The 7,481-nt window shown below is 75.1% G+C and carries 5 protein-coding genes; 4 read left to right on the plus strand and 1 reads right to left on the minus strand.

Translation table 11 applies throughout. The features are described from left to right. The first annotated feature begins 132 nt into the window (after window positions 1-132). From ACWDRR_RS34530 to ACWDRR_RS34540, 3 genes are all read left to right on the plus strand, one after another. Entirely contained in the window at window positions 133-2,505 is a 2,373-nt protein-coding gene (locus ACWDRR_RS34530) for an FHA domain-containing protein (RefSeq protein WP_449776213.1), read from the plus strand. A 36-nt stretch (window positions 2,506-2,541) separates the two neighbouring features. Beyond that, window positions 2,542-3,174 carry a hypothetical protein gene (locus ACWDRR_RS34535; RefSeq protein ID WP_449776214.1) on the plus strand — a complete coding sequence of 211 codons (633 nt, stop codon included), beginning with the start codon at window positions 2,542-2,544 and terminating at the stop codon, window positions 3,172-3,174. Between the two features lie 92 nt (window positions 3,175-3,266). Further along, a complete protein-coding gene (locus tag ACWDRR_RS34540) occupies window positions 3,267-4,250 on the plus strand; it encodes a serine/threonine-protein kinase (RefSeq protein ID WP_449776215.1) in 984 nt (327 codons plus the stop codon). 75 nt (window positions 4,251-4,325) lie between these two features. Here the strand turns inward: ACWDRR_RS34540 and ACWDRR_RS34545 are convergent, their stop codons facing one another. Then, entirely contained in the window at window positions 4,326-5,669 is a 1,344-nt protein-coding gene (locus tag ACWDRR_RS34545) for a streptophobe family protein (RefSeq protein WP_449776216.1), read from the minus strand. Between the two features lie 202 nt (window positions 5,670-5,871). Here ACWDRR_RS34545 and ACWDRR_RS34550 point away from each other — a divergent pair, with 202 nt between their 5' ends. Further along, a complete protein-coding gene (locus ACWDRR_RS34550; protein ID WP_449776217.1) occupies window positions 5,872-7,404 on the plus strand; it encodes a DUF6777 domain-containing protein in 1,533 nt (510 codons plus the stop codon). Window positions 7,405-7,481 lie beyond the last annotated feature (77 nt).

Consider the following 7,481-nt stretch of genomic DNA (forward strand, 5'->3'; position numbering starts at 1 on the left):
CGCCGGACGATTGGGCCACACGATAGGGCAGCGGCCCGGTCGGGATCCAGTGGTCCAGTCCACTTCCTGGACGGCCCGCCGCCGGGCCGCACCGGAAAGCCGGGTCGCCCCGGCCGGACTAGACTCCGAACCATGGGAGAGCGCGCTGGCGCGCCCGTCGCGCCGCCTCTGGTACTCGTCACCGACCGGGATTCGCAGCTGATCGATCCTGGCCGGTCGTACCACGTCGGCCGCGACCCGACGAGCGAGATCGTCCTCGACGACCCGCGGGTCTCGTGGCACCACGCGGTGCTGCACACCAGCGACGGCCACTGGTTGCTGGACGACGTCGGCAGCACCAACGGCACCTTCGCCGACGGCCGCCGGATCGAGCACGAGGACGTCGGGCCCGGCACCCGGTTGCGGTTCGGCAGCCCCGCCGACGGCCCGTCCGCGACCTTCGCCGGACTGCCCGTGACGGACGCCCGCGAGCGGCCGTCGCTGATCGCCCCGCAGGCCTCCGGTGTGTTCCGGCAACCCAGCGCGATCATCCGGCTGCCGGACCGCACGGTGCGGATCGGCCGGGCCGGCGACAACGACCTCGTCCTGGACGACCTGGTGGTCTCCCGCCACCACGCCGAGCTGCGCACCCTCCCCGACGGCGGCCACGAGATCGTCGACCTCTCCAGCCACAACGGCACCTACCTCAACGGCCGCCCGGTGGCCCGGGCCCCGGTCGGCCCGGCCGACATCGTCGGCATCGGTCACTCCGCGTTCTGCCTGTCCGGTGACGAGCTGGTCGAGTACACCGACACCGGCGAGATCTCGCTCAACGTCCAGGGCCTGGTGGTCCGGGTCGGCCCCGACCACCGGGTGCTGCTGGACGGCGTCGGCTTCCCGCTGGCCGAGAAGGCCCTGCTCGCGGTGGCCGGCCCGAGCGGCGCCGGCAAGTCGACCCTGCTCAACGCCCTCACCGGGCTGCGTCCGGCCGACGAGGGCACCGTCCTGTACGACGGGCGCGACCTCTACCGCGACTACGCCGAGCTGCGCCGCCGGATCGGCCTGGTGCCGCAGGACGACATCCTGCACACCCAGCTCAGCGTCCGCCGCGCGCTCTCCTACGCGGCCGAACTGCGCTTCCCCGGCGACACCACCAAGCAGGAGCGGGAGGCCCGGGTCGACGAGGTGATCCACGAACTCGGCCTGGACAGCCGGGCCGACCTGGTGATCTCCAGCCTCTCCGGCGGCCAGCGCAAGCGCGTGAGCGTCGCCCTGGAGCTGCTCACCAAGCCCTCGCTGCTCTTCCTGGACGAGCCCACCTCCGGGCTGGACCCGGGGATGGAGCGCTCGGTGATGACGATGCTGCGCGGCCTCGCCGACGACGGCCGCACGGTCGTCGTGGTCACCCACAGCGTGCTGAGCCTGTCGGTCTGTGACCGGCTGCTGGTGCTGGCCCCGGGCGGGCGCACCGCCTATTACGGCCCGCCCGGCGAGGCGCTGGACTTCTTCGGCTACACCGAGTGGCCGGAGGCCTTCGAGGCGTTCGAGAGCGAGGACCACGCCGCCTGGCAGCGCCGGTTCCGCGAGTCCCCGCAGTACCAGCGGTACGTGGCCGCCGGCGCGGTGCCGGCCGTCCCCGCCGGGTACCCGGCCCCGGCCGCGGCCGCCGGCAGTCCGATCGGGCCGGAGAAGCCGCAGGGCTGGTTCTCCCAGCTGGCCACCCTGGTGCGCCGCTACACGGCCGTGCTGGCGGCCGACCGGCTCTTCCTCACCGTGATGATCGCCCTGCCCTTCATCATCGGCGTGATGTGCCGGGCGATGGCCGGCTCCCGGATCTCCTCCGACAACGCCATCAACGTGGTGCTCACCCTCTGCATCGGCGGCCTGCTCACCGGCTCCGCCAACGCGGTGCGCGAGATCGTCAAGGAACGGCCGATCTACCAGCGCGAGCGGGTGGTCGGGCTCTCCAGATCGGCGTACCTGGTCTCCAAGGTGGTGGTGCTCGGCACGATCACGGTGGCCCAGGCCGCCGTGCTGACCACCGTCGGCCTGGCCGGGGTGGACCTCAGCCCGACCCTGCCCACCGGGGTGCAGGTGCACAGCGGCGTCGTGCTGCCGCCGCTGGTCGAGCTGATCCTGGCCGTCGCGATGCTCTCCTTCTCGGCGATGATGCTCGGCCTGCTGGTCTCGGCACTGGTCCGCAAGGAGGAGGCCACCATGCCGATGCTGGTGCTCCTCTCGGTGGTGCAGATCGTCTTCAGCGGCGCCATGCTGAAGCTGCACGGGGTGCCCGGCCTGGAGCAGTTCGCCTGGCTGGTGCCGTCGCGCTGGGGTCTGGCCGCGATGGCCCAGACCGTCGACCTGCACACGGTCTTCCCGACCGCCATCACCGCGGATCCGCTGTTCCGTCCCGACCGCACCAGCTGGCTGCGCTGCCTGGGCATCCTGGTGGGCCTCGCGGTGGTGCTGGGCGGCGCCGTACTGGCACTGCTGCGCCGGCAGGAGCCGGCGATCATGCGGAAGTGATCGTGCGGAAGTGAAGCGCCCGGATGGACGGAGCCCATGGACGAACTCGTGTTCCGCCCGACCCATGTCGCCCCGCCCGACGGGATGGCCACGTGGGCGGCCCCGGACCCGGCGCAGCCGTCGGCCCGGCTGGACCCGCTGCTGCCCGTCCGGCTGATCGGCCGGCAGGGCGACTGGGGGCACGTGCTCTGCTCCAACGGCTGGACCACCTGGGTGGACGGCCGGCTGCTGATCAACCTCCCCGACGCCCCGCCGGACGCCACCGGCCCGCCGGCCCGGACGGCCGACCCCAGACCGGCGCTGGCCGAGGCGGAGGGCGCGCTGGCCCGCTACCGGGCGCTGCTGGAGGACCTCGCCGCCGGCAGCACCGACCTGGAGGCCTTCCGGGACCGGGCCCGCGGCCTGCGGATCGGGCTGGTCGTCGACGGCGAGGCGCTCTGGGTGTTCGACCCGGTGCACGACCGCTGGTGCTACTGCGACGGCCTCCAGCTGCAGACGTACGCGGCCCCCGGACGGCCTCACGCCACCCCCGGCGCAGGAGCCGCCGCAGCACCCGCCGCGGCACCCGGTGCGACCACCGGCCCGGCGCCCGGTGCGTCACCCGGCCCGAGCCCGACCCCGAGCCCGACTCCGAGCGAGTACGAGCCGACCCGGACGGGTGACCCGTGATCCCCCCGGACCGGCCCGGCGGCGGGGAGCCCACCGCACGACCGCCCCGCGCCGACCCGGATTCGGCGGAGGCCCGCAGTCTGCCGTCCGGCATGGTCGGCCGACGGGTGGCCGGCTACCGCCTGGAGGCGGAGATCGGGCGGGGCGGGATGGCCGTCGTCTACCGCGCGAAGGACCTGCGGCTGGGCCGGACGGTCGCGGTGAAGCTGCTGGCGCCCGAGCTCGCCCGCAACGAGGTGTTCCGGCAGCGGTTCATCCACGAGTCGGAGGCCGCCGCGGCGATCGACCACCCGCACATCATCCCGGTGTTCGAGGCGGGCGAGGCCGACGGCATCCTGTTCATCGCGATGCGCTTCGTCGAGGGCGGCGACCTGCGGGACCTGATGAACCGGGGCAGCGCGTTCACGGTCGAGCGGGCGGCCCGGCTGGCCCTGCAGATCGGCTCCGCGCTGGACGCCGCGCACGACCACGACCTGGTCCACCGGGACGTCAAGCCCGGCAACGTGCTGGTCGCCGCGGGGACGGACAGCGAGCACCCGGAGCACCTGTACCTGGCCGACTTCGGCCTCACCAAGAAGTCGCTCTCGCTCAGCGGCCTGACCAACGTCGGCCAGATCGTCGGCACCCTGGACTACGCGGCGCCCGAGCAGATCTCCGGGCGGCCGCTGGACGGCCGCTGCGACCAGTACAGCCTGGGGTGCGTGGTCTTCGAGATGCTGGCCGGGACGCCGCCGTTCCGCCGGGAGAGCGACCTCGCCCTGCTCTGGGCCCATCTCAACGACCCGCCGCCGACGCTGCGCGACCACCGCCCCGACCTGTCGGCCGAGGTGGACTCCGTGGTGTCCCGGTCGCTCGCCAAATCACCCGAACAGCGGTACACCAGCTGCCTGGAGTTCGTGGCCGAGCTGCGGACCGCCACCGCCGCCGCCCCCGGCCACGCCGTCGGCACGTGGCAGGCGGACGGACCGCCCACCCAGGTGCTCCCGGCCTACGGCCCCGGTGCGCCGGGCGCCTCGCCCCCCGTGCCCGAGCCACCGCCCTGGGCGGCCCCGGTCGTCTTCCCCCGGGCGCGGTGAGCGCGCCGGCCGGGGGAGGCCCCGGCCCCCCGGGCGCGGTGAGGCGCCGGCCGGTCACGGCCCCGGGTGTCGGCCTCAGCCCTCGTCCGCCGCGATCTCGCCGCGCCGGCCCCGACCGGCCGCCAGCAGACCGCCCAGCAGACCGGCGACCACGCCCCAGACCGCGGCCAGCGGCACCGCCACCCAGAGCTGCGGGCTGAGCGTGAGCGACCCGCCGCCGAGGTCCGAGACCGGGTTGCTGTCGCCGAGGACGGAGCCGAGGAGGTCACCCAGCCCGCCCTCGCCGACGCCGACGCCGAGCACCGAGAGGCCGTAGTCCGCGGAGACCCGGGACCAGACGCCCACCAGCAGCATGGTCACGGCCGCCGCCGCGCCCAGCCGGACGGCGTGCTGCCAGAGCCGGACCCCGCGCGGCGAGCGGTACGCCGTGAGGAAGCCCGCCGCCAGCAGCAGCACGGCCGCCAGCGGCAGCAGCAACCAGGCGCGGGCGTCCTGCTCCGCGAGGGTGCTCAGGCTGATGGTGGCCTGCTGCCCGTCCGGCCCGCGCATCACGTCGGCCAGCGACTGCGGCACCGGCAGGCCGAGCGCCCCGACCAGGTGGCCGTGCCACTGGGCGCCCATCCCCAGCCCGAGGGCGAGCCAGACCAGGTTGGGCAGCGCCAGCAGGAGGACGGCCAGCGTCTCCTTGGCGTTGCCGTGCACGACGGCGGTGAGCAGGCCCGCCACCAGTCCGATCACCACACAGACGAGCAGCACCAGCAGCATCGCGAACGCGGCCGGCCGGACGGCCTGCTGGAACGGCACCAGGCCGCGCGGCAGCGGCGCCCGCCGGGAGACCGCGAAGGTGATCGCCAGCACCACCAGCAGCCAGAGCAGCCCGAGGCCGATGGTGCTCGCCGCCTCCGCGTGGAAGCCGATCTCCGGCGTCAGCCCGAGGGCGCCGCCGAGCTGCTGGACGAGGTCGTTGCCGAGCGGGACGACGAAGGTGTGCCGGGCGGCGAGGGTGATCAGCACGAGGGCCACCACCCAGACGGCCGCCGTCCGGGCCACCCGGCCGAGCAGTTCGGTGCCTCCGGCGACCGCCCGGAAGCGCAGCTGGCGCAGGAACACCTCCGCCATGACCAGGGCGCCGACCAGTCCGACGCTCAGCGGCATCGCGGTGATCCCCGCGTCCACGTGGGCGAAGAAGCCCGCGCCGCCGTCGAGCTGCACGGAGCCGCCGACCGCGAGCGCCAGCGCGCCGGCCAGGACGGAGGGGAACCCGCCGCCCGGCAGCGTGTCGGCGCCGGCGGCCCAGAGGCCGAGCGCGGCCACTGCCGCCATCGCGGCGAGCCCGGCGAGGACGACCGCGAGGGCGTCCAGCCAGCCGCGCAGTACACCGGGCGGGCCGGGCGCCGTGCTGGTGGGCTCCTGTGGCATGCGGGCTCCTGGTCGACTCGGGTGCCCCCCTCGGGTCTGGGTCCAGCGTCACCCAGGACGCGTCGGCGCGCGCTGCGTACGCACCGCGACCCGGCGACGGCGTGCTGTTGCGGCGGATGCCCGGCGGGGGCAGAAATGGAAGCCAGTGGCAGGAGCCTTCTGTGCCGGCCGTTTCGCCGGCCGCCCGCGAAACGGAGCCTCGATGAGTTCCCAACCCCCCTCCGGGCCGCCGTTCGGACCGCCGTCCGGCCCCCCGTCCGGCCCGCTCTCCGGGCCTCCGTCGAGCGGCCCCCCGGGGCCGCCGTCCGTTCCCCCGTCCGGGCCCTCCGGGCCGGGCGGCTCGTCCGGGAGCTCCTCCGGCGGTGCGCCGGGCGGGCCGGGCGGCGGGCGTCCGACGCCGTGGTGGCGCTCCGGCAAGAAGCTGGCGCTGGTCGCGGGCACCGCCGTGGTGGCCGTGGTGGCGACGGTGGTGATCGTCAACAGCACCGGCGGTGGCGGACCGGCCAACGACGCCATCCCCGCCGCCAACGAGGTGGCGCTCCAGTCGCCGAGCGATCCGGGGGCGGCACCGTTCACCCAGTCGGTGGAGACCACCGCCGTCTCCGCTCCCGAGCCGACCTCCGCCGCCCCCGCCAAGCCGACCGGCGGCACGAAGACCACCGCCCCCGTCGAGCCGACCGGCGGCACGAAGACCACCGCCGCGGCCTCGCCGGCCGGCATCCACACCGTGCAGGGCTCGTCCGCCGGGCTCTACGCGGGGTCGATGTCCAAGCCGGCCTGCGACAAGGAAAAGCTGATCTCGATGACGTCGACCGGGGACTCCGGCAAGGCCTGGGCCTCCGCCCAGGGGATCGAGCAGTCCTCCACCCCGGGCTACATCCGCTCGCTGACCTCGGCGTACCTGCGGGTGGACACCCGGGTGACCAACCACGGCTACAAGGGCGGGGTGGCGGTCGCCTACCAGTCGGTGCTGCAGGCCGGCACCTCCGTCCTGGTGGACGCGCAGGGCGTGCCGCGGGTGCGCTGCGGCTGCGGGAACCCGCTGAAGCCGCCGGAGCTGGTGACCGACGCCAAGTACACCGGCAAGTCCTGGACCGGCTTCCAGCCGGCCTCGCTGGTCGTCGTGGCGCCGGCGCCGAAGCCGGTGACCGAGTTCATCCTGGTGAACGTCTCCACCGGCGGCTGGTTCGCCCGGCTGACCGGACAGGTCACCGTGGAGGACCGGCCGGTCCAGCCGCCGAGGGAGCTGGCGCCGGGCATTCCGCCGGCCGCGCCGATGCCGCCGGTCTCCCCGTCCGCGTCGGTGTCGGGCGCCACCTCGGCCAGTACCTCGGGTTCGGGCTCGCCCTCGACCTCCGGTCCCAGTTCCGGCTCGACCTCGGGCTCGACCGGGCCCTCGACCGGGTCGGCCTCGGCCTCCAGCTCCTCGTCCTCGCCGTCCGGGCCGTCGTCCTCGGCGAGCACCGGCTCGGCGTCGGCCTCCACGGCGACCTCGTCCGCCGCGACCGCCTCGTCCTCGGCTCCGAGCACGTCGGGCCCGCCCACGGCGAGCGTGACGCCGTCCACGGCGACGGCCACCGCGAACACGGCGACGGCCACGGGCACCACGACCGCGACGGCCACGGGCACGACGACCGCGGCGTCCCGGTCGGCGGCGGCGACGGCGACCTGCGCGACCGTCTCGCCCTCGACCCTCCCGCCCTGCCCCGCCCCCGCGGGCAGCGCCCCCAGCTGACCCGACGACCCCCGCAGCGGTGGGGGGGGGGGCGGGGGGGCCCGGCCCCCCCAATACACATTACACAAAAATAAAAC

This window comes from Kitasatospora sp. NPDC003701 (assembly GCF_053587085.1).

Bases quoted from the DNA above. Each gene is read 5' to 3' on its own strand.
- ACWDRR_RS34530 (WP_449776213.1), top strand. From the start codon at position 133: ATGGGAGAGCGCGCTGGCGCGCCCGTCGCGCCGCCTCTGGTACTCGTC.
- ACWDRR_RS34535 (WP_449776214.1), top strand. From the start codon at position 2,542: ATGGACGAACTCGTGTTCCGCCCGACCCATGTCGCCCCGCCCGACGGG.
- ACWDRR_RS34540 (WP_449776215.1), top strand. From the start codon at position 3,267: ATGGTCGGCCGACGGGTGGCCGGCTACCGCCTGGAGGCGGAGATCGGG.
- ACWDRR_RS34545 (WP_449776216.1), bottom strand. From the start codon at position 5,669: ATGCCACAGGAGCCCACCAGCACGGCGCCCGGCCCGCCCGGTGTACTG.
- ACWDRR_RS34550 (WP_449776217.1), top strand. From the start codon at position 5,872: ATGAGTTCCCAACCCCCCTCCGGGCCGCCGTTCGGACCGCCGTCCGGC.